We start from the raw sequence: 24,445 nt of genomic DNA on the forward strand, positions 1-24,445 counted from the left end.
TTCGCAATTGCAAAATGAAACAGCCCCGGATCGCTCCGGGGCCGCTTAGAAATCGAACAGTGTTCGGACCCTCAGAGGATCGACTGACCCGTTCCGGCCCAATCCTTCAGGAACTGCTCCAGCCCCTTGTCGGTCAGCGGGTGCTTGAACAGGTCGGCGAACACCGCCGGCGGGATGGTCACCACGTCGGCGCCGACGATGGCCGCGTCCTTGACGTGGGCGACGTTGCGCACCGAGGCCGCCAGAATCTCGGTCTCGTAGCCGTAATTGTCATAGATCGTGCGGATGTCCCGGATCAGTTCCATGCCGTCGAAGCCGTAGTCGTCCAGGCGACCGACGAACGGCGAGACGAAGGTCGCGCCGGCCTTGGCGGCCAGCAGGGCCTGGGTCGGCGAGAAACACAGGGTGACGTTGGTCGAGATGCCCTCGCCGGCGAAGGCGGCGCAGGCGATCAGGCCGTCGCGGGTCAGCGGGATCTTCACCACCACGTTCGGGGCGATGGCGGCCAGCTTCTTGCCCTCGGCGATCATGGCGTCGGCGGTGGTGGCGGCGACCTCGGCGCTGATCGGACCCGGCACCAGGTCGCAGATCTCGGCGATCACCTCGAGCATCGGACGGCCCGCCTTGGCGATCAAGGTCGGGTTGGTGGTCACCCCATCCACCAGTCCGGTGGAGGCCAGGTCGGCGATGACCTTGGTGTCAGTGCTGTCGAGGAAGATCTGCATGGGCCTGCGCTTCTTATTTTCGGGGTTTCAGGCTCGTTTATCCGCCCTGTGGTCCCACGCCAAGCCGGTAACGTCCCTTAGCCGTCGGCCTGCTCAATCATCGACCTGGGGGAACCGCTCGCCCAGGCTTTCGCGCAGGAAGGCCAGCAGATCACCGCCCCGGAACCGCAGGCCCTCGACCCCGGCTCGCCGCGCGGCCTCGACGTCGGAGTCCTTGTCGCCGACCAGCACGGTCTCCTCGGGGCTAAGCGACCAATCGGTCAGGGCGCGCAGGATCATGCCGGGATTGGGCTTGCGGTCCGGATGGTCGGGATGGCGATAGCGCGCCTCGACCGCGTCCTCGTGGTGAGGCGCGACATAGAAGGCGTCGATCCGGCCGCCGACTGGAGCCAGCCCCGCCTGCAAGGCGGCATGAAAAACGTCAACCTGGGCCTCGGTGAAATAGCCGCGCGCCACGCCCGACTGGTTGGTGACGACCAGCACCTTGATCCCGGCGGCGTTCAGCGCGGCGACCGCCTCGCGGGCCCCCTCTATCCAGTCCAACCGATCAGGCTCGCAGACATAGCCATGGTCGAGGTTCAACACCCCGTCGCGATCGAAGAAGACGGCTTTCAGCGGCGCATTCGCGGACATGTCCCCGCCTTAAGCCACGGTTCGCGGCGCGACAAGGCGGGCGGGGCCCCAGGGGTTGGCGAACCCCGGCGCGACAGCCTAGAACGACCGCAGTTCCACGAGCCGCCCGAGGACCGCAGATGACCGACGACTTCGCCCGCCTTGTCCGTCTGCGCGACGACCTCAAGGCCTGGGCGCTGGACCACGCCTTCCCGATCTGGTGGAACGTCGGCGCCGACAAGGTCCAGGGCGGCTTCTTCGAGAAGATCGCCCTGGACGGAACCCCGGTCGAGGCGCCGCGCAGAGCGCGGGTTCAGCCGCGGCAGATCTATTCCTACGCCGTGGCCGGCCTGCTGGGCTGGGACGGCCCGTGGAAGCAGGCCCTCGAGCACGGGCTGGACTTCTATCTGAGCAAGTACCGCCGCCCCGACGGTTTCATGCGCACCCTGGTGGCCAGCGACGGCTCGCCCCTGGACGACAAGGTCGACCTCTACGACCAGGCTTTCGGCTTGTTCGGCCTGGCCATGGCCCGTTCGGTGCTGCCCGAGCGCGCCGATCTGCCCGCCTTGGCCGTCCGCCTGCGCCAGGCGCTCTACGCCACGCTCAAGCACCCGACGGCCGGCTTCGAGGAGAGCAACCCGCGCACCCTGCCGTTGCTGTCCAACCCGCACATGCACCTGTTCGAGGCCAGCCTGGCCTGGGTCGAGACCGGCGTCGATCCCGACGGCGGCTGGCGGGCCATGGCCGACGAGATCGCCCAGCTGGCCCTGGCCAAGTTCATCGATCCCAGGAGCGGCGGCCTGCGGGAGTATTACGACGGCGACTGGAACCCCGCCCCGGGCGTGGACGGCCGGATCGTCGAGCCGGGCCACCAGTTCGAATGGGCCTGGCTGTTGCTGCGCTGGGGCAAGCTGGCGGGCCGCGACGACGCGACCGCCGCGGCCCTGCGGATGATCGCGATCGGCGAAGGCCCCGGCGTCGATCCCAAGCGTGGCGTGGCGATCTTCGCCCTGCTGGATGACATGAGCGTCCACGACGACATCGCCCGCCTGTGGGCTCAGACCGAGCAGATCAAGGCCGGCGTGCTGGCCGCCCGGATCACCGGCGACGCGCGCTGGTGGGGCACGGCCGCCAATGGCGCCGAGGCCCTGCTGAAGTATTTCGACGTGCCGGTGAAGGGCCTGTGGCGCGACAAGCTGCGGGCCGACGGGACCTTCGTCGACGAGGCCGCGCCGGCCAGCTCGTTCTACCACATCGTCTGCGCCATCCTGGAGCTGGACCGGGCGGTCGAGGCTGGGATCTAGGGTGTATCGACATTCACGCTCAGAGGCCTGGTCCTCGTCCTTCGACAAGCTCAGGATGAGGACCATTGATAGGTCGCGACGTTAGAAAAACCTCATCCTGAGCCTGTCGAAGGACGAGGTTTCCTCCGGAACGTTGAACGCGATTTACCCTAGGCCGGCGTTCCGGCCCGCAGTTCGGCCAGCCAGGCGTCGGCCGTCGCATCGGACGGCATGCGCCAGTCGCCGCGCGGCGACAGGGCGCCGCCCGACGAAATCTTCGGGCCGTTGGGCATGGCCGAGCGCTTGAACTGATTGGCGAAGAACCGCTTCAGGAACAGCTCCAGCCAGCGCTTGATCTCCGGCAGGTCGTAGGCCCGCTTGGCCTCGTCGGGGATGCCGACCGGCCAGGCGCCGGCGGCCGCGTCATGCCAGGCGGTCCAGGCCAGGAAGGCGATCTTCGACGGCGCCATGCCGTAGCGCGTCAGGTAATAGAGATTGAAGTCCTGCAGGGCGTAGGGGCCCACGAAACTCTCGGTCGCCTGGACTTCCTCGCCCGGCACCAGCTCCGGCGAGATTTCGGTGGCCAGGATGTCCTCCAGCAGATCGCCGGTGGCTTCGTCCACGTCGCCCGAAGCCGCCACGAAGCGGATCAGGTGCTGGATCAGGGTCTTGGGCACCCCGGAATTGGGGTTGTAGTGGCTCATCTGGTCGCCGACCCCGTAGGTGCACCAGCCCAGGGCCAGCTCCGACAGGTCGCCGGTGCCCACCACCAGGCCCTTGTGGTGATTGGCCAGGCGGAACAGGTAGTCGGTGCGCAGGCCCGCCTGGACGTTTTCGAAGGTCACGTCATAGACCGCCTCGCCCTTGGCGAACGGGTGGTCGAGATCGGCCAGCATCTGCCGGGCGGCGGGACGGATGTCGAGTTCCTCGGCGGTGACTCCCATGGCGGTCATCAGCTTCCAGGCGTTCGACTTGGTGCCTTCGGAGGTCGCGAAACCCGGCAGGGTGTAGGCGCGGATGTCCGAGCGCGGCCGACCCAGCTGGTCCATGGCCTTGGCCGCGACGATCAGGGCGTGGGTCGAATCCAGACCGCCGGAAACCCCGATCACCAGGCTCTTGGAGCCCGTGGCCTCGACGCGGCGCGCCAGGCCCTGGACCTGGATGTTGAAGGCCTCGTAGCAGTTCTCGGCCAGCTTGGCCGGGTCGGACGGGGTGAACGGGAACCGCTCGATCGGCCGGATCAGGGCCAGGTCGCCGGTCGGCGGCGTATAGTCGAACGGGACGGTCCGGAACGGCGCCGCGGGCGGGTTCAGCGCCATGGCGTCGCCGAAGCTGCCCACCCGCATCCGCTCCTGGCGCAGCCGCGCCACGTCGACATCGGCCACGGCCATCACCGACCGGGTCGAGAACCGCGGGCTCTGGGCCAGCAGGTTTCCCATCTCGTGGATGTCGACATGGCCGTCCCAGGCCAGATCCGTCGAGCTCTCGCCCGCCCCGGCCGCCGAATAGACATAGGCCGCGATCGCCCGGGCCGACTGGCTGGCGCACAGCAGGCGGCGGGTCTCGGACTTGCCGATGGTGATGTTGCTGGCCGACAGGTTCAGCAGGATCTCGGCCCCGGCCATGGCCTGGGCGGTGCTGGGCGGCGCGGGCGTCCAGACGTCCTCGCAGATCTCGACGCCGACCGTGAAGGCGGCTTCGCCCAGGTTGCGCAGCAGGATGTCGGTTCCGAACGGCACGGCTTGGCCCGCCAGGTCCAGGGTGCGGCCGACCACGCCCGCCCCGGGGGTGAACCAGCGGCGCTCGTAGAACTCGCGATAGTTGGGCAGGAAGCTCTTGGGGATCACCGCCCGCACCCGCCCGCCCTGGATCGCCACGGCGGTGTTGTAGAGCCGGCCGCTGTCGCGCAGCGGCGCGCCCACCACGAACAGCGGCGAGAGGGCCTTGCTTTCCTGGGCCAGGACGGCGATCGCCGCCTCGACCGCGTCGAGCATGGCGTCCTGCTGCAACAGGTCGTCGACCGTGTAGCCGGTCAGGCCCAGTTCGGGCAGCACCAGCACCGCGACGCCGGCCGCATGGGCCTCGCGCACCAGGGCCAGCGCGCTCTGGGCGTTGGCCGCCGGATCGGCCAGCTTGACCTTCGGGACCGCCGTGGCGACCCGGACGAAGCCATGACGATAGGGCGAGAAGAACGACGGAGGACTCAAGCGACCTGGCCTTTCGAGGTTATGCTAAAAATGAGCATAAGTCTGCTTCCTGCTATAACGCCTGCGGACGTTGTTGCATAGCGCCCACGCGGCGCGGCCGGTAGGGCCGGACAGCCTGCTCGCGGGTTGACCGCGGGGGGTCATCGTGCGACTCGCGCCTCGCGCAGCCCCGCCAAACAAGAACAAACCGGATTCCCCATGCCCGTTTCGCCCGTCAAGCTGGCCGACGCGATCCGCGTCCTTTCCATGGACGCCGTCCACAAGGCCAAGTCCGGCCACCAGGGCATGCCGATGGGCATGGCCGACGTCGCCACGGTGCTGTGGGGCAAGTTTCTGAAGTTCGACGCCTCCAAGCCCGACTGGGCCGACCGCGACCGTTTCGTGCTGTCGGCGGGCCATGGCTCGATGCTGCTCTATTCGCTGCTTCACCTGACCGGCTTCAAGGCCGTGACGATGAAGGAGATCGAGAACTTCCGTCAGTGGGGCTCACTGACCCCGGGCCACCCCGAGGTGCACCACACCCCCGGCGTGGAGACCACCACCGGTCCGCTGGGCCAGGGCCTGGCCACCGCCGTGGGCATGGCCATGGCGGAAGCGCATCTGGCCGCCCGCTTCGGCAAGGACGTCGTCGACCACCGCACCTGGGTGATCGCCGGCGACGGCTGCCTGATGGAGGGCGTCAGCCACGAGGCGATCAGCCTGGCCGGCCGCCTGAAGCTTTCCAAGCTGACCGTCCTGTTCGACGACAACAACACCACCATCGACGGTGAGGCCACCATCGCCGAGACTGGCGACCAGCTGATGCGCTTCAAGGCCGCCGGCTGGGCGGTCAAGGCCGTCGACGGCCACGACCACGGCAAGATCGCCGCCGCCCTGCGCTGGGCCACCAAGCAGGACCGCCCGACCCTGATCGCCTGCAAGACCCTGATCTCCAAGGGCGCGGGCCCCAAGGAAGGCGACCCCCACAGCCACGGCTACACCCTGTTCGACGACCAGATCCGCGACGCGCGCCTGGCCATGGGCTGGGACGCCGCGCCGTTCACCGTGCCGGACGACATCGCCAAGGCCTGGAAGAGCATCGGCCGCCGCGGCGCCAAGGTCCGCAAGGCCTGGGAAGCGACCGTGAAGGCCTCGCCGCTGGCCGACGACTTCGCCCGCGCCATGAAGGGTCAGCTGCCGGCCGACGCCTTCAAGGCCCTGGACGCCCACATCGCCGAAGCCGCCAAGACCAAGCCGGGCAACGCCACGCGCGTCCACTCCGGCGCGGCCCTGGACCAGCTGATCCCGACGATCACCGACATGGTCGGCGGTTCGGCCGACCTGACCGGTTCGAACAACACCTTCGTCAAGGGCATGACGCCGTTCGACGCTCCCGACTACGCCGGCCGCTACGTCCACTACGGCGTGCGCGAGTTCGGCATGGCCGCGGCCATGAACGGCATGGCCCTGCACGGCGGCGTCATCCCCTATTCGGGCACCTTCCTGGCCTTCGCCGACTACAGCCGTCCGGCCATCCGCCTGGGGGCCCTGATGGGCGCCAAGGTCATCCACGTGATGACCCACGACTCCATCGGCCTGGGCGAGGACGGCCCCACCCACCAGCCGGTCGAACACGTGGCGTCCCTGCGCGCCATTCCCAATCTGCTGGTCTTCCGTCCGGCCGACGCGGTCGAGACCGCCGAGTGCTGGAAGATCGCTCTGGAGCAGACCAGCACCCCTTCGGTGATGTGCCTGTCGCGCCAGAAGGTCCCCGGCGTGCGCGACACCGCGACCGAGAACCTGTCGGCCAAGGGCGCCTACGAACTGCTGGCCGCCGAGGGCGGCGAAGCCGCCGTGACGATCTTCGCCTCGGGCACCGAAGTCTCGGTCGCCGTGGCGGCCCGCGACATCCTGCAAGGCCAGGGCAAGCCGACCCGCGTGGTCTCGACCCCCTGCTGGGAGCTCTTCGAGCAGCAGAGCGCGGCCTACAAGGCCGCGGTGATCGGCAAGGCTCCGGTGCGCGTGGCCGTCGAGGCGGCCGTGCGCATGGGCTGGGAGCGCTTCATCGGCGAGGGCGGCAAGTTCGTCGGCATGAACGGCTTCGGCGCCTCTGCGCCGTACGAGCGCCTTTACAAGGAGTTCGGGATCACGGCCGAGGCGGTGGCGGCGGCGGCGGGCTGATCCGCCTCCCCGCTCAGCCGCGCCTTGAGGCGCTCGGGCCTCCAGGCTTCACCGAGACTTAAGGCGCGGACCCTGGCCTCCGCCCCGATCTGTGTCCGCCGGTCGCCATCCTCGACGAGCCCGCGAAGCAGCCGACCCGCCGCGGCGATGTCGGGCTCGGCCCAATGCGAACCGTGATAGATCCCGCCGGGATCATCGATCGGGACCAGCTCGAACGGTACGAGCACGGCGCTGTTTTCGTCCATGAAGTCCATGTTGCCGGACCAGCCCGTGCAGAGGACGCATTTGCCTTGCGCCATCGCCTCGGCCAGGACGAGACCGAAGCCTTCGGACCTGTGGACCGACATGACGATGTCGGTCTGGGCGGCGAGAGTCTCCATCTCGGCCGCGCTTAGCTCTTGCTCCATCAGTTCGATGTCGGGCCGAGCGTCGATCGTCGACATCAGCGCCCGTCGCTGCCGATCGGTCAGGTTGCGCGCCTTGACCACGAGCCGCGCCAAGGACGTCGGTTGAGGGAAGGCCTCGAACCATGCCGCGATGGCGCCGTGAGGATTTTTCCGCGCCACCGCCGACAGTGCGTCGAACATCATCATGACGGTCAATGGCGACGAGGGCCGCGAAACCGGCGCCGTGATGCTCCGCACCGGATGGGGCACCACACGCACCCGCGCGATCAGGTCCGAAGCCCCGGCTCTGGTGAAACAGGCGCGAAGCCCGTTCGCGGAGAAGATGCTGGGCGTCCATATCTCATGAACGTAGCGCGCTATGGAGGCCCATTCGGGCGGCGCTTCCGGCGTTTCCCAGACCCAATAGGCGATCCTGCGCCGATCTCGCCATTGGCGGGGATCGTGCGCCAGCAACAGGGCCAGGGTTTCCTGCGCATTGGCATGGATGAACCAGACGCCGCCCTGTCCGGGCAGAACCGAAGCGCCGCGCCGCAACACGCCGGGGCCCAGATCGATCTCATGGGCGATGAACGGCACGCCAGCCCGGCGCATCGCGTCGAGGGTCAGCCGGGCGGCATAGCCCACCCCGGAATTCTGCGAAAAGAACCCTGAAATCACCAGGTCGTCGCCGGCCGGCCTCAGGGGAGCGGCAAAATCTCCGCGCCCGAGCCGCAGCCGCTCAAGGAGCCGCAACCGAAGCCGGATCGAGCCCGCCCGCCATCGCGCCAAACGGCTGAGATGCGGCCAGGCCATGAGGTCACTCGGCGGCCACGACGTCGTCGCCGCCATCGACGTAGGCGCGAGCGTTGTAGGCGTCCACCACGTCTTGAATGGCGCCGAACATCACGACCTTGCCGCGATAAAGCAGCACGCCCTTATTGCAGTTATCGAGAAGAAACTGATTGGAGTGCGAGGCCGCGACGATGATGTCGGCCGCGTCGTAGACCTGCTGAGCGCGGGCGCGGGCGCTTTCGAGGAAGTGCTGGTCGCCCGCCAGGATGGCCTCGTCCATCAACAGAATCTCGGGGCGGGTGGAGGTCGCCACGGCAAAGGCCAACCGCATCAGCATGCCCGACGAATAGGTGCGCGCCGGCATTTCGAAGAAGGGCCCCAACTGGGCGAAATCCTCGATCTCCGGGACCACCTCGAAGAACTGCTTGCGCGTCATGCCCGCCAACATGGCCAGCATCAGGGCGTTGTCGCGGCCGCTCTTCTCGGGATCCAGACCCGCGCCGACGGCCAGCAGGCTGGCCGATCGACCGACGATGTCCACTTGGCCGCTCGAGGGCTCCAGATGGCCGGCCATCACCCGCAGCAGGGTGCTCTTGCCCGCTCCGTTTTCGCCGATGAGGCCCAACCGATCGCCCGACTCCAGCTTGAGCGAGACTCCGGCCAGGGCGCGAACGATAACGCCGCCGCCATCGCTGAAAAGACGTCCGCCCGTGGCGACGCGCAGGGCTTCCCGCCGCAGGCTGCCCGAAGCCTGACGGTAGACCGGGTACTCAACCTGTACATCCGACACCGCGATCGACGCCATGGAACAAACTCCTGATACAAACGCGCCACTCACTAGATGCAGCGTCGCGGATTGCAAGCCGCCACCGCCCCAGAACAGCGGAATTCACGAAGATTTCCGCCAACTGTGGCCCGTGCAATACCCATTGTATATGCTAGGGAACCATGGCAAAGGCCCGATACGGGCCACCCTGGCATGGGCGCACCGCATGGTTGTGCTTGAAAATTTGCTTCGAGCGCTGAGTTGCTGAGGATTCATGAAGGCATCGCTGTTTGCCCGCTCCACCAAAGACCTTTTGGACGGAGCGAAGCGCTGGGAGCTTGCGTCGTTTTGGGGTATGGATGACGTCCGCCAACGCTATGCGCGAACTCTGTTCGGTCCGTTCTGGTTGGTTATTGTCGCCGGCGTCTGGATTGGTTGCCTAGGCTTCGTGATGAGCGCGCTTCTGCGCTCCGAAATGTCTTCGGCTTTGCCCCGACTTGCTTGCGGCATGATCCTATGGATCTATTTTGCATCCCTGCTCAACGAAGGCGCCGACCTCGTTGTTTCCAACCAATTCAATATCCAGAACACGTCACTGCCGTTTTCGGTATACATATACCGGTATACGGTAAGGAATTTCGTGATTTTTCTTCACTACTTGCCGATCATTGTCGGGGTAATGCTCGTTTGTCGGATACCCTTGAGCGCGAGCACCTTACTATTCTTCCCGGGATGGGCCTTACTCACGCTGAGCGGCGTCGGATTGGGGGTCAGCATCGGCTTCCTGGTCGCCCGCTATCGCGATGCGCGCCAGATGCTCGCGGCCTTGCTGCAGGTGTTGCCGCTGCTGACGCCGATCATCTGGGATGACCACTTCTTGCCGCCCGCCAAGCGCTGGGTCGCCGAACTCAATCCCCTGAGCCATCTAATCTCGATCGTGCGCGACCCCTTGATCGGACGCCCGGTCGAGGGCCATTCGTGGCTCGTCGCGATCGGAATCGTGCTCGTGAGCCTGGGCATAGGCTTCGTATCCCTTAGCCTCTATCGCAAACGCTGCACGTTCTGGTTGTAGTTCTGATAAACCGGTTTGCCGTCACCCTCTGAATCTGGAATTTCAATGTCGAGAAAAAAACTCGCCATCATCAGCACTTACAACGAGAGCTGCGGCAACGCCTCCTATACCCACGTCCTCAAGAAGCAATTCGAGACGCAGTACGATGTCGAGGTCATCCCTCTCGACCTTTTCGTCTTGCAGAAGTCCGGAGGGTTCTTCGCTCGGCTGGGCGACAAGCACATTGAATCGATCTGCCGGAAACTGAAGGCGTTCGACTACGTCAACATCCAGTTCGAGGCCGGCCTCTACGGGAACAACGCCGGCGATATCGAACGCCGCGTGAAGATGCTGATCAACGCCGCCCCCAACCTGATCTTCACGATGCATCGCATCGACCTGGTTGAACCGGGGATGGTGGGCGCCGTCATCAGCGCGGTTCGGAAGGCTCGCTTCGCGCCGATATTCGGGCACTACATGCGCAACAGCTTCGCGCGCCTGTACGCCAAGCTTATTCATTACTGCAAAGAGCAATCGCGCGTAAAGAACGTCTGGCTCAAGGTTCATACGCGCCGCGAGAAGCGGATTGTCACCGAGATCTTCGATTTCGCGAACTGCATCGACTTTCCGCTGGCCTTCCTGAACCCGGAAGAGCGGCAGGCGGCCCTGAACGACATCGACGCCGCTCGGCTGCGCCAACAATATTCTCTGCCCGAGAACGCCAAGATCATGGGCGCCTTCGGCTACATCTCCAACTACAAGGGCTTTGATGCGCTTATCAAGGCGCTGACCGAGTTGCCGCCCGAATGGCACCTGCTGCTGGTCGGCAGCCAGCACCCGCAGTCGGTCAGGCCCTATGTCGAAATCGACCCCTATTTGAAATCCTTGCTCGAACTCATTCAGACGGCCGACCTGGGCCGTGTTCGCGAGATCGATAATCTGATCCACGCCAAGGAAGGGCGCGAGAACGCCGGCATTTCGCCCATGATGCTGAAGCATATCTCGGAGCGCGTCCGGTTCGTCGGCAACGTGGACGACGATGAGTTCGTTCACATGCTCCGCAACGTCGACGCCGTCGTGCTTCCCTATCTGGAGGTGGGTCAGAGCATGTCCGGCGTCCTCGTTCTCGCGATCGAGGCCGGTGCGCGGATGTTCGCCGCCAACAACCTGTCCTTCAACGAAGCGCGCCGCTATTTCGGCGACGTTTTCGGACGCTTCGACATTGGCAACCACCTCGAGATCGCTCAAAAGGTGCAATACGCTCGAGATGACTACGCGCAGACGCGCGACGTCGCCTTCGAGAAGTACAACATCGTAGAGAGCGTTGCCTTGCAATGCGCCTGCTTCGAGGGTCGGCGCTAGACCGCCGCCTCCTGAAAGCCTCTTTGGATACAATCGAGAAGATTCATGGCTAAGACTGCGCTAATTTCAGGAATTACCGGCCAAGACGGCATGTACCTTGCTCAGCTGCTGCTGGAAAAGGGCTACACCGTGCATGGCATGCGCCGCCGGAGTTCTTGGTACAACGAATTCCGCATTGAAGGCCTGATCAACGATCCGGCCTATTCTGATCGCCTGTTCCTGCACTATGGCGACCTTACGGATTCGTCCTCGATCATGCGGCTCGTGGCGCAGATCCGTCCGGACGAGATCTACAACCTGGCCGCCCAAAGCCACGTCGCGGTCAGTTTCGAAACGCCGGAATACACCGCCAACGCCGACGGCGTCGGCGCGCTGCGCTTCCTGGAAGCCATCCGGATTCTGGGCCTCGAGGACAAGACCCGCTTCTATCAGGCGTCGACCTCGGAGCTTTACGGCCTGGTTCAACAGGTGCCGCAGACCGAAAAGACGCCGTTCTATCCGCGCAGCCCCTACGCCGTGGCCAAGCTGTACGCCTATTGGCTGACGGTGAACTACCGCGAGGGCTTCAACGTCTTCGGGTCGAACGGCATCCTATTCAACCACGAAAGCCCGTTCCGCGGCGAGACCTTCGTGACCCGCAAGATTTCGCGGTCGGTGGCGCTGATCGCCGAGGGCGAGGACATCGTGCTGACCCTGGGCAACCTGGACGCCCAGCGCGACTGGGGCCACGCCCGCGACTTCGTCGAAGGCATGTGGCGCATCGTTCAGCACGACAAGGCCGACGACTTCGTGCTAGCCACGGGCGTGACCCACACCGTCCGCAAGTTCGTCGATCTGGCCTTCAAGGTCGCCGGCCATGATGTCGTCTGGTCCGGCGAGGGCGTGGACGAAAAGGGTCACGACAAGGCCACCGGCAAGCTGCTGGTCGATGTGTCGCCCAAGATGTTCCGTCCGGCCGAGGTCGAACTGCTGATCGGCGACGCCACCAAGGCCAAGAACGAGCTCGGCTGGGTTCCGACGGTCACCCTGGACGGGCTGGTTCAGGAGATGGTCGAGGCCGACCGCGAACGCTATCGCAACGGCACGCTGCACTGGAACCGCGTCGGGGTCGCGAACTGAGGATCGATTCCATGGTGGCGTTCGACGTGGAAGCCTGGCGCGGCAAGCGCGTTCTGGTCACCGGCGGCGGCGGCGTGCTCGGCTCGGCGCTGTCCGCCGCGCTGGAGACGCTGCGGCCGGCGGCTTTGGCCGTCCCGCGTCGGGCGGACTGCGATTTCCTGGACGGCAAGGCGACCACCGCCTTCTTCCAGGACTTCCAGCCGGACGTCGTGTTCCACCTGGCCGGCAAGGTCAGCGGCGTGCAGGGCAACATCAGCTTCGGCGGCGAGGCCTTCTACGAGAACACCCTGATAAACCTCAACGTCATCGAGGCCGCACGACTGGCCAAGGCCAGCAAGGTCGTGGCCGCCGGCACCGCGGCGATCTATTCCGACGCCGCCAAGCTGCCGATGAGCGAAGCCGATTTCTGGACGGACGCCCCGCACGGATCCGAAGCGCCGTACGGCCACGCCAAACGCGCCATGCTGGCCCAACTGCAGGCCTACAAGACGCAGTATGGCCTCGACTACGCCTACATGATCTGCACCAACCTGTTTGGACCGAACGACCGATTTGACGAGGTCTACGGTCACGTCGTCCCCTCTCTGGTCGCGCGGTTCGCGCGTTCGGTCGAGGACAAGGCTTCGCAGATCGTGATCTGGGGCAACGGCGCGCCGACCCGCGATTTCCTGTTCAGCGCCGACGCCGCGGCGGCCTTCATTCGCGCCGCCGAAGCCGGCGAGGGCGCCTATAACACCGCCACCGGGCACGTCGTGTCCATTCGCGAGCTGGTCGAGACCCTGCAGAAGATCTCCGGATTCGAAGGCGAAATCGTTTGGGATCGCGACAAGCCCCTGGGCCAATTGACGCGAAGCTATGACGTGTCCCGATTGACGGCGCTCGGCTGGGCGCCGCACGAGTCCCTGGAAGAGGGCCTGCGAAAAACCTGCGAATGGTATGCGGCCAACCGAGCCGCGGCGCGGGCCTGAAAGGGTCCGAACTCAACGAGAGAGCGCCGTGCCGGAATCCGCGAATTTGGCCGTCATCGTTAAATTTACGGCATTTTTGGCGCCCTCTTGCAGCGCTTTCCGATCCAATCTAAGCACGGTTCTTAATAGTTAGACGCAGGGGCGATGTAAGTGGTTCAACATTCGGCGACTATGACGGGGCTCACGCTCACGCAATTGCAGCCGAACGGCCTCGGCCTAGAGCTGTCGCCCTATTTCGACCCGTTCTTGTCCAAGTCGGACTACAATCTCCTCTACACTGACTATATCGGCACCGAAGAGATTCGGGCCAAGGCCTCGCAAAATCCCGGCCTGCAGGGTCGCGAGGTTCCCGAGGTGGACTTCGTCTGGACCCCCGGCCGACCCCTGGCCGAATGCGCGCCGCCCGGCACGCTGTTCGACTACGCCATCGCCTCCCACGTCATGGAGCATGTGCCCAACCCGATCGGCTGGATCAACGACGTGCTGTCGGTCATGAAGGTCGGCGGTCGCCTGGCGCTGTTCCTGCCCGACCGGCGCCTCACCACCGACTATTATCGCCAAGAGACGCAATACCACCATCTGGTCCAGTGGTGGATCGAGCAGCCGTCGGTGCCGACGCCCGGCCAAATCCTCGACTTCATGACCAACTCCTTCGAGCACCGGCACGGTATTGAAGTGGATTGGGCGGCGATCGAAGGCGGGCTGAGACTGCCGCCCTACTATAGCGGCGCGGATTCCTTGAACACCGCCATCTTTGTTCACAACGAAACGCACTATGTGGATGTTCACACCACCGTTTGGAACGCCACGACGTTCAAGTCGGTTTTCGAACGCGTCATTTCGTCCGGCCTTCTCAACGTCTCGATGGGCGAAGTTATCGAGGAAGGCCCTGAATTCCTGGTCGTTCTGACAAAGCTGGGTGAGCCGAGCGTCAAGCCGCCAGGTCGGCGCGTCACCACCAAGCCGGCGCCGCTCAGCATGCCCGCCGTCATCACGCCGCCGCCCACCGTGGCGGGCAGCGCCATCGAGAACGTCGTCCATCAGCTGGATATCCTGCGCCACGATGTGTCGTTCCTCGTCCAGCTGGTCAGCGACACCTCCGCCCAAATCCTGCACGGGCAACAGCAGCGGCGCGCCAGCCTGCTCGGCCGCGCTCGCAACTGGCTGAAGCGCCGGCTCTAGGCCTCATCATGGCGGGGCCGTTCGACGCGAGCGGCCCCCAACCAGACCGAAATTCCGCGGGAAGGGTTGTTCGCGCGCCGCCGTTGGCCCAGAAGCAGCGCCAGCCAGGTTCGCCACTTCGAGACCGCCCGCAATGACTTTAGACCTCGACTCCATCCGCGCCGCCGCCGACCGTCTCGCCGGCCAGATCGAGCGGACGCCCTGCCGCTATTCCAAGACGCTGTCGAAGATCACCGGCGCGGAAGTCTGGGTGAAGTTCGAGAACCTGCAGTTCACCGCCGCCTACAAGGAGCGCGGCGCGCTCAACAAGCTGATGCTGCTGTCGAACGCGGAGAAGGCCAAGGGCGTCATCGCCGCCAGCGCCGGCAACCATGCCCAGGGCTTGGCCTATCACGGCGCGCGCCTGGGCGTGCCGGTGACCATCGTCATGCCGCGCACCACCCCGTTCATCAAGGTGCAGCACACCCGCGACTTCGGGGCGACCGTGGTCATCGAGGGCGAGACCTATGACGACGCCAACGCCCACGCCCGCAAGCTGCAGGAAGAGCAGGGCCTGACCTTCGTCCACCCGTTCGACGACTACGACATCATGGCCGGCCAGGGCACGATCGCCCTGGAGATGCTGGAAGACGTCCCGGACCTGGAGATCCTGCCGGTGCCGATCGGCGGCGGCGGCCTGATCAGCGGCGTGGCCACGGCCGCCAAGGCCCTCAAGCCCGACATCCGCATCATCGGCTGCGAACCGGCGATGTACCCGTCCTTCACCGCCAAGATGCGCGGCGTGGCGGCCCATTGCGGCGGCCAGACCATTGCTGAAGGTGTCGCGGTCAAGACCGTGGGCGAGCTGACCTACGCCGTCGCCCGGCCGCTGATCGACGATGTGCTGCTGCTGGAAGAGCCGCATATCGAGCAGGCCGTGGCCCTGTACTGCAATGTCGAGAAGACCATCGCCGAGGGCGCGGGCGCCGCCTCCCTGGCCGCCCTGCTGGCCTATCCCGAGCGGTTCCGGGGCAAGAAGTGCGGCCTGATCCTGTGCGGGGGCAATATCGACACCCGCCTGCTGGCCTCGGTCCTGACCCGCGAACTGGTGCGCGCCCAGCGCCTGGTGTCCCTGCGCATCGTCGGCGACGACCGCCCGGGCCTGCTGTCGACCGTGGCCAATGTCATCGGCACGATGGGCGCCAACATCATCGAGGTGAACCACAACCGCCTGGCCCTGGACGTGCCCGCCAAGGGCGCGGAGTTCGACATCACCATCGAAACCCGCGACGCCCAGCACACCCAGGAGGTCATGGACGCCCTGCGCGAGAAGGGCTACCCGCCCCGCGCGGTGTGACATCCCGATCCCTCTCCCCTTGCGGGAGAGGGTGGCCTCCGAAGGAGGTCGGGTGAGGGGTCGATAAAAGCAAAAAGCCGCGACCGACCTTTCGGCTGATCGCGGCTTTCGGTTTTGAGAGACCCCTCATCCGTCGGCTACGCCGACACCTTCTCCCGCAAGGGGAGAAGGAACGGGCTCTACAGCAGGCCCTTGATCATTTCCCGCGCCGCGTCGGCCAGGTCGGGACGCTTGAGCGCCAAGGCGACATTGGCCCGCAGCAGGCCGATCTTGTCGCCGCAGTCATAGGTCTCGCCTTCGTACTCCAAGGCGTGGAAGTCCTGGGTCTTCAGCAGCGACAGCATCGAGTCGGTCAGCTGGATCTCGCCGCCGGCCCCCTTGCCCTGCTTTTCCAGCAGATCGAAGATTTCCGGCTGCAGGATGTAGCGGCCCGAGATGAACAGGTTCGAGGGCTCGGTCCCCTTCGGCGGCTTTTCGACCATGCCGGTCATGCGGTTCAGGCGGCCGTCCTGGCCGTCCAGGGCCACGATGCCGTACTGGTGGGCCATGCCTTCCGGGGCCGGCTCGACCACGACGATATTGCCGCCCTTCTGGTCATAGGCCTCGATGGCCTGGGCCAGGGCCGGCGTGCCGGCCGACATCACCATGTCGGGCAGCATCACCGCGAAGGGCTCGTCGCCGATGATGTCGCGGGCGCACCACACCGCGTGGCCCAGGCCCAGCGGGGCCATCTGGCGCACGAAGCTCATCTCGCCAGGCCGGGGCAGCTCGCCCAGCAGCTCTTCCAGCAGGGCGGTCTTGCCCTTGGCGGCCAGGGCGGCCTCCAGCTCGACCTGGTGGTCGAAATAGTCCTCGATCGCGCCCTTGTTGCGCCCCGTCACGAAGACGAAGTGTTCGATGCCCGCCGCGCGCCCTTCCTCGACGATGTAGGACAGGATCGGCCTGTCCACGACGTTGAGCAGCTCCTTCGGCGTCGTCTTCGTGCCGGGAAGCACCCGGGTGCCGAAACCGGCGACGGGAAGAACAGCCTTGCGGACGGGTTTCATGAGGGCCTCGTGAGCGGTCTCGGGATGGGCTCGGTTTCTAGGCCGGGGCGCGATCCGGCGCCACCACTGTTCTGTGACTGTCCGTCTCAAATCCGGGCCAAGGCCGGGAGCGCCCAAAATCGACGCGCCGGCGGGCGCGAATTGGTCTAGCACGGACGAACTATCGCCGGAGTTCGTCGTTCCATGGTCCGCCCCCTCAGCTTCGCCCTCGCCTCCAAGCTTCTGCTCGGCGCCGTTCTCGGCGCGACCCTGACCCTGTCCGCCTGCGGTCCCAGCAAGACGCAGCAGGAAAGCCTGGCGGCCGCCCAGACCTTCATGGCCCAGAACGCCAAGCAGCCCGGCGTCGTCACCCTGGCCGACGGCCTGCAGTACAAGATCGTCCGCTCGGGTCCGGCGAGCGGCGCCAAGCCGGCGCCCACCGACGAGGTCAAGGTCAACTACGAGGGCAAGCTGGTCGACGGCACGGTGTTCGACAGCTCCTACGAGCGCGGCGTGCCCGCCTCCTTCCCGCTGCAGGGCCTGGTGCCGGCCTGGCGCGAGGCCCTGGTCATGATGCGTCCGGGCGACGAATGGATGCTCTACGTCCCGCCGGAACTGGGCTACGGCGCCCAGGACAAGGGTCCGATCCCCGGCAACAGCGTGATGATCTTCCGCATCGAGCTGATCGATGTGATGAGCATGAAGATCCAGGCGCCGAAGCAGCGCGCGCCGGTCTAGGGCTCAGACCTTCGGCACGGCCATGCCGCGCCGCACGGCGGCCCGTTCTCCGACCAGCTCCAGCCAACGGCGCACCGCCGGCAGCGGAGGACGATCAGGCTGGATCTTCTCCAGCGTCTCCAGCGACGCCTTGGTCCAGGCGTAGCTGGCGATGTCGGCGATCGAATAGTCGGAGCCGGCCAGGTACTGGACCTTCTCCAGCCGCCCTTCCATCACCCCCAGCAGGCGCCGCACCTCGTCGGCGAAGCGGTCGATGGCCAACTCGATCGGCTCCGGCGCGCGCAGGGCGAAATAGCCCAGCTGGCCGGCCATCGGTCCCAGGCCCCCGACCTGCCAGAAGGTCCATTCCAGCGCCGCCACCCGGTCCGGCCCCGACGCCGCCAGCAGCTTGCCGGTCTTCTCGGCCAGATAGACCAGGATCGCCCCGCTCTCGAACACCGACTGCGGCCCGCCATCGGGCCCATTTGGCGCGTCATGGTCGACGATGGCCGGGATCTTGTTGTTGGGCGAAATGGCCAGGAAGTCGGGCGCGAACTGCTGGTTCTGGCCGATGTCGACCGGATGGACCCTGTACGCCAACCCCAGTTCCTCAAGGGCGATCGGGATCTTGCGGCCGTTGGGCGTGGTCCAGGTGTAGAGGTCGATCATGCGCGCGTCTCCGCTCATCTTCGGAGCATAGACCGCGAAGCGGGCCGTTACGACTCGGCCCCGGTAGGCGCGCCTCGCGACCCGCGCTAGGGTCGGCCATGGCCCCGCCCTCCGAAACCGCTTCGTTCCCCATCTCGTCGTCCGAGGCCCTCGCCGCCCGCGCCGTCGACATCCTCGCCACCCTGGTGGCCTTCGACACCACCTCGCGGCTGTCCAACCTGGCCCTGATCGAATGGGTCGAGGCCTATCTGGCGAACCTCGGGGTCGCTTCGCGGCGGGTGCCCAATCACGACGGGACCAAGAGCAACCTCTTGGCCAGCATCGGCCCGGCGATACCGGGCGGCGTGGTGCTGTCGGGCCATACCGACGTGGTCCCCGTCGACGGCCAACCGTGGAGCAGCGACCCGTTCGTGCTGACGCCGCGCGACGGGCGGCTGTACGGCCGGGGGACCTGCGACATGAAGGGCTTTCTCGCCCTGGCTCTGGCCGCGGCGCCGGACCTGGCCAGGGCGACCCTCGAGCGCCCCGTCCACCTGGCCTTCTCGTATGACGAGGAAGTCGGCTGCCTGGGCGCGCCCGACATGATCGCGGTCATCGCCCAAGAGCTGCCCCGCCCCGCCCTGGTGGTGGTCGGCGAGCCCACCGACATGGTCGCCGTGCGCGGCCACAAGGGCATAGCCAGCTTCCGTGTCACGGTCACCGGCCGCGAGGCCCATTCCAGCCTGACCCACCTGGGCGTCTCGGCCAACATGGTCGCCGTCAAGCTGATGAACCATCTGGTGGAGCTGTCCGAGCGGCTGGAGCGCGAGGCCGACCCCGCCTCGCCGTTCCTTCCCAAGGGCGCGACCCTGACCATCGGCCAGGTCAACGGCGGCACGGCGGTCAACATCCTGGCCCGGGAGTGCGTGTTCATTTTCGACCTGCGGGTCCCGGCCGGTCTGGACCCCAAGGCGATCCTGACCGGCTTCCTGGCCCTGGCCGACACGCTCGACGCCCGGATCAAGACCAAGGCCCCCGAAGGCGGCGTGCGGGTCGAGACCCGGTCGATGACCCCGGCCTTCGCGCCCGAAATCGACGGTGCGGCCGAGACCTTCGCCCGTCGCATCGCCGGCGACAACGGCCCGCCGCGCGTGGCCTCCTACGCCGCCGAAGCGGGGCAGTTCCAGGAGGCCGGCTTTTCGACGGTGATCTGCGGCCCCGGCTCGATCGACCAGGCCCACCAGCCCGACGAATATGTCGAGATCCGCCAGATGGAACGCGGCGCGGCCTTCATGCGGCGGTTGATCGAGGACCTTTCGGCGGCTTGATCACGCTGCGCATGCCAAACAGATCCAAGGGATTCCAGGTCATGGCCCGGGCGATGTCCCAGGCGCCGGCGGTGCGCGCGGCCTGAAGGCGTCGGCGCTCCGTCAGCGCCGGGCCGAGATCTTTCAACGCCGCCAGAACCCCTCGCCAAGCCGGCGCGGCCTCCCCTCGGCTGAGATGGCGCAACAGCAGGACGAAGGTCGCCAGCCCATGGAGCGGCAGCGTCCAGAGCAAGGCGGCCGGGGTGTTCTTGGCGAACATCCAGATCCGATTTCGAGAGCCGTGGAACAGGGCGAAGTCGGATCGAACGCCCGTTGAGGCCGAGCCGATATGCGCGACCTCGGCCTTTGGAACCAGGTGCGTGGCTTCCCCGATCAGGCGCAGCCGATAGCCCAGATCGACGTCCTCGCAGTAACAGAAGAACCGCTCGTCGAAGCCGCCGATCTCCAGAAAGAGGAGCCGATCGATCAGCATCGCCGCACCGCAAGCCGAGAAGGCTTCGCCAGCCGGCGTCACGGCCGGCGCGGGTCGGTGATAGCCGCCACGGTAGGGGAACCCCACCACCGTCATGACATCGCCCGTCCCGTCCAACAAAGCCGGATCGGCCGCGTCGCGCTGCAGCGACGTAAAGCACCGAATGTCCGGTCGAGCCTCGGCGGCGGCGACCAGTTGCTCCAGCCAATCTGGACGGGCGAAGGCGTCTGGATTGAGCAGGGCCAGCCAACGGCCTCGCGCCTGGCGCGCGCCGAGATTATTGCCGGCGGCAAAGCCGAGATTGACCCCCGGCTCGATGAGACAGACGTCCGGATCGCCGGCCGCGACGGCCTGCGGCGCGCCGTCGGTGGAGGCGTTGTCGACAACCAGAACCTCGAAGTCCGTAAAGGTCTGGGCGCGCAGGTGGCTGAGACAGCGCGCCAGGGTCGGCCCGCTTTGATAGGCGACGATGATCACGCTGATCAGCGGGGCTTGGTCGCTCTTGCCATTGTCGATGGGCCGAGCCATGCGTGGCGTACTCATTTCTCAGAGGGTCCGACTAGTGAAGATCGCGCCTACGGCGATTCCCGACGTTCTGCTTATCACGCCGGCGCGCCATGGCGACGCGCGCGGATGGTTTTCGGAGACCTTTCGCCAGTCGGCGCTGGAAGACGCAGGCTTCACCGGCGGCGTCTTCGTCCAGGACAACCACGTGCGCTCGACGCAGCGCGGGGTCCTTCGCGGCCTGCACTTTCAAAAACCTCCCCATGCTCAGGACAAACTGCTGCGCTGCACGTTGGGCGCGATCTTCGACGTGGCGGTCGATATCCGCAGGGGATCGCCGAGCTTTGGGCAGTGGGTCGGGGTCGAACTGTCGGCTGACAACGGCAGGCAGTTGTTGGTCCCCAAGGGCTTCGCCCACGCCTATTGCACCCTGACCGACACATGCGAGGTGCTCTACAAGGTCACCGACTATTATGCGCCGGCCGCCGAGGCGACCCTTGTCTGGAACGATCCCGCCCTGGCCATCGACTGGACGATCCCGGCCGATCAGATCACGACGAACGCCCGGGACGCCGCCGCGCCGCTGCTGGCCGATCTGGACAGTCCCTTCCTCTACGAAAAAAACGCCTAGGCTCGCCGGGATCTCGGAAACCGCCGCTGTCTAGATCAGGTTTGTCGAAGCCGATGGGCTGGTGGTATCCAGGACAAAGCCAACAACCCTGAAAGGGCGGCGGGCTTGCGGGCGACGACCAGAAAGGTTTCCGGGTGAAGATCCTTGTTACGGGCGGTGCGGGCTTCATTGGCTCGGCGGTCTGCCGTCTACTGATCGAGACCGGCGATCAGGTCGTCAACGTCGACAAGCTGACCTATGCCGGAACTCTGACCTCGGTGGCCGACGTCTCCGGCTCGCCCAACTATGCGTTCGTGCGGGCCGACGTCGCCGATCGCGCCGCGATCCAGGCGATCTTCGACACGCACCGTCCCGACGCGGTGCTGCACCTGGCCGCCGAGTCGCATGTCGACCGCTCGATCGCCGGCGCCGGGCCGTTCGTCGAGACCAACATCGTGGGCACATATGTCATGCTCGACGTCGCCCTGGATTACTGGCGCGGCCTGGAGGGCGCGGCCAAGGACGCCTTCCGCTTCGTCCACGTCTCGACCGACGAGGTCTACGGCAGCCTGGGCGCCGAGGGCCTGTTCCAGGAAACCACCGCCTACGCCCCCACCTCGCCCTATTCGGCCTCGAAGGCCTCGGCCGACCACCTGGCCCTGGCCTGGTTCCACACCTATGGCCTGCCGGTCGTCGTCTCCAACTGCTCGAACAACTACGGCCCCTATCACTTCCCCGAGAAGCTGATCCCGCTGATGATCCTCAACGGCCTGGATCGCCGCGCCCTGCCCGTCTACGGCGACGGCGCCAACATCCGCGACTGGCTGTTCGTCGACGACCACGCTCGCGCCCTGCGCACGATCCTGCAGGCGGGTCGCCCCGGCGAGAAATACAATGTCGGCGGTCGCAACGAGCGCACCAACCTGCAGGTCGTGCAGACGATCTGCGATCTGCTCGATGAGCTGGCCCCCAGCGCCCAGGGCTCGCACCACGACCTGATCACCTACGTCGCCGACCGCCCCGGCCACGACCGTCGCTACGCCATCGACGCCGAAAAGCTGGAGACCGAGCTGGGCTGGCGCGCGCAAGAGACTTTCGAGACCGGCATCCGCAAGACCGTGGAATGGTATCTGGCGCGCCCCGACTGGTGGAGACCTCTGCGCGAAGCCTATGACGGCGCCCGCCTGGGCCTGCTGACCGCCAAGGCCGGCTGATCCATGAGCGCACCGATCCTGGTGTTCGGCCGCGAGGGCCAAGTGGCGCGTGAACTGGCCCACGTCGGCGAGGCCGAGCGCCGCGCCATGGTCTTCGCGGGCCGCGAGACCCTGGACCTGACCAATTTCGGCGCCATCGACGGCCTGATCGCCGCCATCGCGCCCCGCGCCGTAATCAACGCGGCGGCCTATACCGCCGTTGATCGCGCCGAGAGCGAGGTCGAAGCCGCCTTCGCCCTGAACCGTGACGCGCCGGCCGCCATGGCCCGGGCCTGCGCGGCGCGGGGCCTGCCGCTGGTCCACTTCTCCACCGACTACGTGTTCGACGGCGCGCTGGACCGCCCCTATGTGGAAACCGATCCCACCGGCCCGGCCAACGTCTACGGGGCCAGCAAGCTGGCGGGCGAGCAGGCCGTGATCGCGGCCGGCGGCGCGGCCGTCATCCTGCGCACCGCCTGGGTCTACAGCGCCCATGGGACCAACTTCGTGAAGACCATGCTGCGGCTGGCGGCCGATCGCGACGAGATCGCCGTGGTGGCCGACCAGTTGGGCCGCCCGACCTGGGCCCGCGACGGCGCGCGAGGCGCTCTGGCGACGCTCGACGCCCTGAGCGAGACGCCCGGCCTGGCCGGCGTCTATCATCTCAGCGGACCGGACGACGCCAGCTGGGCCGATCTGGCCTCCGCGGTGTTCACCGAATCGGCGCGGCGCGGCGGCCCCTCCGCCCGCGTGCGGGCGATCACCACCGACCAGTATCCCACCCCCGCCAAGCGTCCCGCCAATTCGCGGCTGGACAGCACCAAGATCCAGGCCACGTTGTCCTGGCAAGCCCGTCCCTGGCGCGAGAGCCTGGCGGCCTGCATGAATCAGATGGAGTTCTAGTCGCTCATGAAAGGCCCCATGAAAGGCATAGTCCTCGCCGGCGGATCCGGCACGCGCCTCCATCCCCTGACCCTGGCTGTCTGCAAGCAGCTGCTGCCGATCTACGACAAGCCGATGGTCTATTATCCGATCAGCACCCTGATGCTGGCCGGGATCCGCGACATCCTGATCATCTCCACGCCCAAGGACATTCCGCTGTTCAAGGACCTGCTCGGCGACGGGTCGGCCTGGGGCGTGCGTCTGGAATATGCGGTGCAACAAACCCCGCGCGGCCTGGCCGACGCCTTCATCATCGGCGAGTCGTTCATCGGCGACGACAAGTGCGCCCTGGTGCTGGGCGACAACCTCTATTTCGGCCACGGCCTGAGCGAGGCCCTGGCGCAGGCCGCGGCCTCGGACGCCGGCGCCACGGTCTTCGCCTATCACGTCACCGATCCGGAACGGTACGGCGTGGTCGATTTCGACGCCGAGGGCCTGGCCGTCTCGCTGGAGGAAAAGCCCGTCGCACCGCGCTCCAACTGGGCGGTGACCGGCCTTTATTTCTACGACCGCCAGGTGGTCGAGATGGCCCGCGCCCTGAAACCCTCCGCGCGCGGCGAGCTTGAGATCACCGACATCAACCGGCTCTATCTCGACAAGGGCCAGCTGTCGGTCGCCAAGCTGGGACGCGGCTACGCCTGGCTCGACACCGGCACCCACGACAGCCTGGTCGAGGCCACCGAGTTCATCCGCGCGATCGAAAAGCGCCAGGGCCAGAAGGTCGGCTGTCCCGAAGAGGTCGCCTTCAGCCAGGGCTGGATCTCGGCCAGCCAGGTCGCCGCCCTCGGCGAGGCCATGGGCAAGACCGAATACGGCCAATATCTGCTTAGATTGGCGCGGGGCTGAGGGCGGGTCGATGTCCGGCTTCTGAGACGAAAACCTCGTCCTTCGACAAGCTCAGGATGAGGTTTTCTAGCGCCGAGGCCTGCGAAAAGGTCCTCATCCTGAGCCTGTCTAAGGACGAGGACCACGCACGGCGCCGAACCATCGCCACTAGGATGTGGCCGCCCACTCTGTCCGCACGGCCTCGTCTTCCTCGACCACCGTCGCCTTGAGC

Annotated in this window: 22 protein-coding genes; 14 read left to right on the forward strand and 8 right to left on the reverse strand. The window is 66.4% G+C overall.

Annotated features, from left to right (window positions below; genetic code table 11):
- Positions 1 to 71: 71 nt before the first annotated feature.
- Both fsa and WAL33_RS10490 read right to left on the reverse strand, forming a co-directional pair.
- Positions 72 to 725: a fructose-6-phosphate aldolase gene (fsa, locus tag WAL33_RS10485; RefSeq protein WP_422181110.1), complete on the reverse strand. Its 654-nt coding sequence runs from the start codon at positions 723 to 725 to the stop codon at positions 72 to 74.
- 93 nt (positions 726 to 818) lie between these two features.
- The gene (locus tag WAL33_RS10490; protein WP_422181112.1) at positions 819 to 1,358 is read right to left on the reverse strand and encodes a D-glycero-alpha-D-manno-heptose-1,7-bisphosphate 7-phosphatase; all 540 of its coding nucleotides are present in this window, start codon (positions 1,356 to 1,358) and stop codon (positions 819 to 821) included.
- 119 nt (positions 1,359 to 1,477) lie between these two features.
- Between WAL33_RS10490 and WAL33_RS10495 the strand changes: the two genes are divergently transcribed.
- The gene (locus tag WAL33_RS10495) at positions 1,478 to 2,641 is read left to right on the forward strand and encodes an AGE family epimerase/isomerase (protein ID WP_422181114.1); all 1,164 of its coding nucleotides are present in this window, start codon (positions 1,478 to 1,480) and stop codon (positions 2,639 to 2,641) included.
- 149 nt (positions 2,642 to 2,790) lie between these two features.
- Here the strand turns inward: WAL33_RS10495 and WAL33_RS10500 are convergent, their stop codons facing one another.
- Entirely contained in the window at positions 2,791 to 4,827 is a 2,037-nt protein-coding gene (locus WAL33_RS10500; protein WP_422181116.1) for an NAD(+) synthase, read from the reverse strand.
- A 198-nt stretch (positions 4,828 to 5,025) separates the two neighbouring features.
- Here WAL33_RS10500 and tkt point away from each other — a divergent pair, with 198 nt between their 5' ends.
- Entirely contained in the window at positions 5,026 to 6,987 is a 1,962-nt protein-coding gene (gene tkt / locus WAL33_RS10505; RefSeq protein ID WP_422181118.1) for a transketolase, read from the forward strand.
- Here the strand turns inward: tkt and WAL33_RS10510 are convergent.
- A complete protein-coding gene (locus WAL33_RS10510) occupies positions 6,936 to 8,186 on the reverse strand; it encodes a glycosyltransferase (RefSeq protein WP_422181120.1) in 1,251 nt (416 codons plus the stop codon). The two genes, tkt and WAL33_RS10510, sit on opposite strands and share 52 nt — an antisense overlap.
- 4 nt (positions 8,187 to 8,190) lie before the next feature.
- Complete coding sequence (locus WAL33_RS10515) at positions 8,191 to 8,970, reverse strand: ABC transporter ATP-binding protein (protein ID WP_422181122.1); 780 nt, start codon at positions 8,968 to 8,970, stop codon at positions 8,191 to 8,193.
- Positions 8,971 to 9,205: 235 nt separating this feature from the next.
- On the opposite strand from WAL33_RS10515, the gene WAL33_RS10520 reads away from it, so the two are divergent.
- From WAL33_RS10520 to WAL33_RS10545, 6 genes are all read left to right on the forward strand, one after another.
- A complete protein-coding gene (locus WAL33_RS10520) occupies positions 9,206 to 10,003 on the forward strand; it encodes an ABC transporter permease (RefSeq protein WP_422181124.1) in 798 nt (265 codons plus the stop codon).
- A gap of 45 nt (positions 10,004 to 10,048) precedes the next feature.
- Positions 10,049 to 11,344: a glycosyltransferase gene (locus tag WAL33_RS10525; RefSeq protein ID WP_422181128.1), complete on the forward strand. Its 1,296-nt coding sequence runs from the start codon at positions 10,049 to 10,051 to the stop codon at positions 11,342 to 11,344.
- 45 nt (positions 11,345 to 11,389) lie between these two features.
- Positions 11,390 to 12,463 carry a GDP-mannose 4,6-dehydratase gene (gmd, locus tag WAL33_RS10530; protein ID WP_422181130.1) on the forward strand — a complete coding sequence of 358 codons (1,074 nt, stop codon included), beginning with the start codon at positions 11,390 to 11,392 and terminating at the stop codon, positions 12,461 to 12,463.
- Between the two features lie 11 nt (positions 12,464 to 12,474).
- A complete protein-coding gene (locus tag WAL33_RS10535) occupies positions 12,475 to 13,431 on the forward strand; it encodes an NAD-dependent epimerase/dehydratase family protein (RefSeq protein WP_422181132.1) in 957 nt (318 codons plus the stop codon).
- Positions 13,432 to 13,602: 171 nt separating this feature from the next.
- Positions 13,603 to 14,613: a methyltransferase domain-containing protein gene (locus WAL33_RS10540; protein ID WP_422181134.1), complete on the forward strand. Its 1,011-nt coding sequence runs from the start codon at positions 13,603 to 13,605 to the stop codon at positions 14,611 to 14,613.
- Positions 14,614 to 14,746: 133 nt separating this feature from the next.
- On the forward strand, positions 14,747 to 15,949 hold the full coding sequence (locus WAL33_RS10545) for a threonine ammonia-lyase (RefSeq protein WP_422181136.1): 1,203 nt from the start codon (positions 14,747 to 14,749) through the stop codon (positions 15,947 to 15,949).
- 179 nt (positions 15,950 to 16,128) lie between these two features.
- On the opposite strand, the gene WAL33_RS10550 is transcribed toward WAL33_RS10545, so the two are convergent.
- Entirely contained in the window at positions 16,129 to 16,995 is an 867-nt protein-coding gene (locus tag WAL33_RS10550) for a UTP--glucose-1-phosphate uridylyltransferase (RefSeq protein WP_422181138.1), read from the reverse strand.
- A gap of 183 nt (positions 16,996 to 17,178) precedes the next feature.
- Here WAL33_RS10550 and WAL33_RS10555 point away from each other — a divergent pair, with 183 nt between their 5' ends.
- Complete coding sequence (locus WAL33_RS10555; protein ID WP_422181140.1) at positions 17,179 to 17,712, forward strand: FKBP-type peptidyl-prolyl cis-trans isomerase; 534 nt, start codon at positions 17,179 to 17,181, stop codon at positions 17,710 to 17,712.
- Positions 17,713 to 17,715: 3 nt separating this feature from the next.
- Here the strand turns inward: WAL33_RS10555 and WAL33_RS10560 are convergent, their stop codons facing one another.
- On the reverse strand, positions 17,716 to 18,360 hold the full coding sequence (locus WAL33_RS10560; RefSeq protein WP_422181142.1) for a glutathione S-transferase N-terminal domain-containing protein: 645 nt from the start codon (positions 18,358 to 18,360) through the stop codon (positions 17,716 to 17,718).
- Positions 18,361 to 18,458: 98 nt separating this feature from the next.
- On the opposite strand from WAL33_RS10560, the gene argE reads away from it, so the two are divergent.
- Positions 18,459 to 19,667 carry an acetylornithine deacetylase gene (argE, locus tag WAL33_RS10565; RefSeq protein WP_422181144.1) on the forward strand — a complete coding sequence of 403 codons (1,209 nt, stop codon included), beginning with the start codon at positions 18,459 to 18,461 and terminating at the stop codon, positions 19,665 to 19,667.
- On the opposite strand, the gene WAL33_RS10570 is transcribed toward argE, so the two are convergent.
- On the reverse strand, positions 19,630 to 20,667 hold the full coding sequence (locus WAL33_RS10570) for a glycosyltransferase family 2 protein (protein WP_422181146.1): 1,038 nt from the start codon (positions 20,665 to 20,667) through the stop codon (positions 19,630 to 19,632). The genes argE and WAL33_RS10570 overlap by 38 nt on opposite strands.
- Before the next feature lie 34 nt (positions 20,668 to 20,701).
- Here WAL33_RS10570 and rfbC point away from each other — a divergent pair, with 34 nt between their 5' ends.
- From rfbC to rfbA, 4 genes are all read left to right on the forward strand, one after another.
- Positions 20,702 to 21,274, forward strand: coding sequence for a dTDP-4-dehydrorhamnose 3,5-epimerase (gene rfbC, locus WAL33_RS10575; RefSeq protein ID WP_422181148.1), 573 nt, complete (start codon positions 20,702 to 20,704; stop codon positions 21,272 to 21,274).
- A 134-nt stretch (positions 21,275 to 21,408) separates the two neighbouring features.
- Positions 21,409 to 22,467 carry a dTDP-glucose 4,6-dehydratase gene (gene rfbB / locus WAL33_RS10580; protein WP_422181150.1) on the forward strand — a complete coding sequence of 353 codons (1,059 nt, stop codon included), beginning with the start codon at positions 21,409 to 21,411 and terminating at the stop codon, positions 22,465 to 22,467.
- A 3-nt stretch (positions 22,468 to 22,470) separates the two neighbouring features.
- A complete protein-coding gene (rfbD, locus tag WAL33_RS10585) occupies positions 22,471 to 23,349 on the forward strand; it encodes a dTDP-4-dehydrorhamnose reductase (protein ID WP_422181152.1) in 879 nt (292 codons plus the stop codon).
- A gap of 18 nt (positions 23,350 to 23,367) precedes the next feature.
- A complete protein-coding gene (gene rfbA, locus WAL33_RS10590) occupies positions 23,368 to 24,234 on the forward strand; it encodes a glucose-1-phosphate thymidylyltransferase RfbA (protein ID WP_422181155.1) in 867 nt (288 codons plus the stop codon).
- Positions 24,235 to 24,445 lie beyond the last annotated feature (211 nt).

The sequence above is a fragment of the Caulobacter sp. genome, from assembly GCF_049283275.1.
GTDB lineage: Bacteria > Pseudomonadota > Alphaproteobacteria > Caulobacterales > Caulobacteraceae > Caulobacter.

Excerpts from the sequence above, each read along its gene's own strand:
- WAL33_RS10540 (WP_422181134.1), top strand. The coding sequence starts at position 13,603 with ATGACGGGGCTCACGCTCACGCAATTGCAGCCGAACGGCCTCGGCCTA.
- WAL33_RS10515 (WP_422181122.1), bottom strand. The coding sequence starts at position 8,970 with ATGGCGTCGATCGCGGTGTCGGATGTACAGGTTGAGTACCCGGTCTAC.
- fsa (WP_422181110.1), bottom strand. The coding sequence starts at position 725 with ATGCAGATCTTCCTCGACAGCACTGACACCAAGGTCATCGCCGACCTG.
- WAL33_RS10535 (WP_422181132.1), top strand. The coding sequence starts at position 12,475 with ATGGTGGCGTTCGACGTGGAAGCCTGGCGCGGCAAGCGCGTTCTGGTC.
- rfbD (WP_422181152.1), top strand. The coding sequence starts at position 22,471 with ATGAGCGCACCGATCCTGGTGTTCGGCCGCGAGGGCCAAGTGGCGCGT.
- tkt (WP_422181118.1), top strand. The coding sequence starts at position 5,026 with ATGCCCGTTTCGCCCGTCAAGCTGGCCGACGCGATCCGCGTCCTTTCC.
- WAL33_RS10525 (WP_422181128.1), top strand. The coding sequence starts at position 10,049 with ATGTCGAGAAAAAAACTCGCCATCATCAGCACTTACAACGAGAGCTGC.
- WAL33_RS10550 (WP_422181138.1), bottom strand. The coding sequence starts at position 16,995 with ATGAAACCCGTCCGCAAGGCTGTTCTTCCCGTCGCCGGTTTCGGCACC.
- WAL33_RS10560 (WP_422181142.1), bottom strand. The coding sequence starts at position 18,360 with ATGATCGACCTCTACACCTGGACCACGCCCAACGGCCGCAAGATCCCG.
- WAL33_RS10490 (WP_422181112.1), bottom strand. The coding sequence starts at position 1,358 with ATGTCCGCGAATGCGCCGCTGAAAGCCGTCTTCTTCGATCGCGACGGG.
- WAL33_RS10520 (WP_422181124.1), top strand. The coding sequence starts at position 9,206 with ATGAAGGCATCGCTGTTTGCCCGCTCCACCAAAGACCTTTTGGACGGA.
- WAL33_RS10510 (WP_422181120.1), bottom strand. The coding sequence starts at position 8,186 with ATGGCCTGGCCGCATCTCAGCCGTTTGGCGCGATGGCGGGCGGGCTCG.
- WAL33_RS10555 (WP_422181140.1), top strand. The coding sequence starts at position 17,179 with ATGGTCCGCCCCCTCAGCTTCGCCCTCGCCTCCAAGCTTCTGCTCGGC.
- WAL33_RS10545 (WP_422181136.1), top strand. The coding sequence starts at position 14,747 with ATGACTTTAGACCTCGACTCCATCCGCGCCGCCGCCGACCGTCTCGCC.
- WAL33_RS10570 (WP_422181146.1), bottom strand. The coding sequence starts at position 20,667 with ATGGCTCGGCCCATCGACAATGGCAAGAGCGACCAAGCCCCGCTGATC.
- gmd (WP_422181130.1), top strand. The coding sequence starts at position 11,390 with ATGGCTAAGACTGCGCTAATTTCAGGAATTACCGGCCAAGACGGCATG.
- WAL33_RS10495 (WP_422181114.1), top strand. The coding sequence starts at position 1,478 with ATGACCGACGACTTCGCCCGCCTTGTCCGTCTGCGCGACGACCTCAAG.
- rfbA (WP_422181155.1), top strand. The coding sequence starts at position 23,368 with ATGAAAGGCATAGTCCTCGCCGGCGGATCCGGCACGCGCCTCCATCCC.
- argE (WP_422181144.1), top strand. The coding sequence starts at position 18,459 with ATGGCCCCGCCCTCCGAAACCGCTTCGTTCCCCATCTCGTCGTCCGAG.